The following is a 2,371-nucleotide window of genomic DNA, read 5'->3' as shown; positions in this document are numbered from 1 at the left end:
AACTGTAGAGCGCGGCGCCCAGCGGATCGGCGAGCCCGATCTTGACTTGGCCGCTCTTGGCCTTCAGCCCGAGCCCGACGCCGGCCAGCGTCCCGCCGGAGCCGACCGCCGAGACGAACCCATCGACCTTGCCGCCGGTCTGGGTCCAGATCTCCTCAGCCGTCGTCCTGATATGGCCGTCGCGGTTGGCGACGTTGTCGAACTGGTTGGCCCAGATCGCGCCATTCGGCTCGGTGCGCGCCAATTGCTCGGCCATGCGCCCCGACAGCTTCACATAGTTGTTGGGGTTCTTGTAGGGCACCGCCGGCACCTCGATCAGCTCGGCGCCGAGCAATTTGATCGTGTCCTTCTTCTCCTGGCTCTGCGTGTCCGGAATGACGATCACCGTGCGATAGCCGAGCGCCTTGGCGACCAGCGTCAGGCCGATGCCGGTGTTGCCGGCCGTGCCCTCGACGATGACGCCGCCCGGCCTCAGCAATCCGCGCTGCTCGGCATCGCGGATGATGAACAGGCCGGCGCGGTCCTTGACCGACTGTCCCGGGTTCATGAACTCGGCCTTGCCCAGGATCTCGCAGCCGGTTGCTTCCGAGGCCTTGTTGAGGCGGATCAGGGGCGTGTTGCCGATCGCGTCGATCACAGAACGGGGCATCAAGGATTCCTTGTATGAGCGAGGCGAGACCCTAGAAACCCAAAGGCCCGGTTTCAAGGCAAGAATTCGCCTGGACCAGTCGCATTTCGGGCATTGCAATCTCCTGAATTCAGATGCCGTGTTCCGGCACGCATTTCAACCTTGCGCCGAAAAGCGCTCTTTTCATTCGATTCCTTCGCCGCTAGAGCACTACCGACACACTGGCAGGACTTAGCATGACACTCTATCGGGCCAACCCGAAGCATGGCGTCGCCTGGATCACGGGCGGCAGCAGCGGCATCGGCCGCGCACTGGCCAAGGATCTCGCCTCGAAGGGCTACGCCGTGGCGGTGAGCGCGCTCGCGGACGATCCGATCGACACGCTGATCGTCGAGACGGCGCAGATGCCCGGGCATGTGAAGTCGTTTCCTTGCGACGTCACCGACGAGACGGGGATGGCAAGGACGGCCGCCGCGATCGAGAAGGACATGGGGCCGATCGTGCTCGCGGTCTTCAACGCCGGCAACTACATCGCCACGCCGGGCGAGCATCTCGTGGTGCGCGATTTCCGCCGCTCCTTCGACGTCAACTATTTCGGCATCGTCAACGGCCTGGTGCCTGTCGTCGAGCATATGCGCGTGCGCGGGCGCGGCCATGTCGTTCTCGTCGGTTCGGTCACCGCCTATTCCGGCTGGCCGACCACCGCCGCCTATGGCGGCACCAAGGCGGCGATCAACATCCTGGCGGAATCGCTGAAATACGACTTCGACAAGATGAACATCAGGGTTCAGGTGATGAACCCGGGCTTCGTCGACACCCCGCTGACGGAAAAGAACACGATGCCGATGCCGGGGCTGATGCCTGTCCACCGCGCATCCCGCCGCATGGTGCGCGGCATCGAGAAGGGTGGCTTCGAGGTCACCTTCCCCTACCGCATAAGCTGGCCGCTGAAATTGCTCGGCCTCTTGCCGCGACCAATCTGCCGCTGGGTGATCGGCATCACGACCGGCTGGAGGGCGCGGCCGCTGAATTTCGACCGCAAGCTGCCGGGCGTGGCCGACCAGGCGTCGGACCAGGCGAGCTGATCTGGCGAACGGCGATTGCCTGTTACACGGCACGGCCATAGGTTGAGAATTGTTGCTTGGAGCTTCTGATGGGGCGGCGGATCGTGCTTGCGGTACTGGGGCTCGCTGTCATCTTCTCCATGGCCTTTGTTCTCGGCCCACGCGTGTCCGTCGACACGAGGATCCGTTTCGACCCTTCCATCATTGGCGACGATCCGCAGGCCTATCTGGCGCGCGAAGAGGCCGCCGTGCCCAACATCCGCGACGGGCTGGAAAAGGAGATCATCTGGGCAAATCCTATGGTTCACGCCAAGACGCCGCTGGCCATGGTCTACATCCATGGCTTCTCGGCCTCGAAGGGCGAGGTCCGGCCGCTGCCCGACGACGTCGCCGATGAGCTTGGTGCCAACCTGTTCTACACGCGCCTCACCGGCCACGGCCAGGACGGCGCCGCGATGGCCGAGGGCAGCGTCAATGCCTGGATCAACGACTACGAGGAGGCGCTCGCCATCGGCCGGGCGATCGGCGACAGGGTGATCGTCATTGCCACCTCGACGGGTGGCTCGCTGGCGGCATGGGCCGCGACAGAGCCGCGCGCCTCGGACGGGGTTGCGGCGATCGCGTTTATATCGCCCAACTTCGGCGTCAAGGCGTCCGGGGCGGAACTGCTCACCAAGCC

The 2,371-nt window shown here is 64.5% G+C and carries 3 protein-coding genes; 2 read left to right on the top strand and 1 reads right to left on the bottom strand.

The features are described 5' to 3' along the window. The coding region (locus EN780_RS32255; RefSeq protein WP_128276295.1) for a pyridoxal-phosphate dependent enzyme at nucleotides 1-649 on the bottom strand (649 nt) is incomplete at its 3' end. Between the two features lie 215 nt (nucleotides 650-864). Between EN780_RS32255 and EN780_RS32250 the strand changes: the two genes are divergently transcribed. Continuing rightward, entirely contained in the window at nucleotides 865-1,713 is an 849-nt protein-coding gene (locus EN780_RS32250; RefSeq protein ID WP_127391276.1) for an SDR family oxidoreductase, read from the top strand. 68 nt (nucleotides 1,714-1,781) lie between these two features. After that, nucleotides 1,782-2,371, top strand: a 590-nt coding sequence (locus tag EN780_RS32245; RefSeq protein ID WP_189556915.1) for an alpha/beta hydrolase, incomplete at its 3' end; no start/stop codon positions are given.

The organism is Mesorhizobium sp. M4B.F.Ca.ET.089.01.1.1, from assembly GCF_004022605.1.
Classification (GTDB): domain Bacteria; phylum Pseudomonadota; class Alphaproteobacteria; order Rhizobiales; family Rhizobiaceae; genus Mesorhizobium; species Mesorhizobium abyssinicae.
This window is presented reverse-complemented; position numbering and strand designations above follow the sequence as displayed.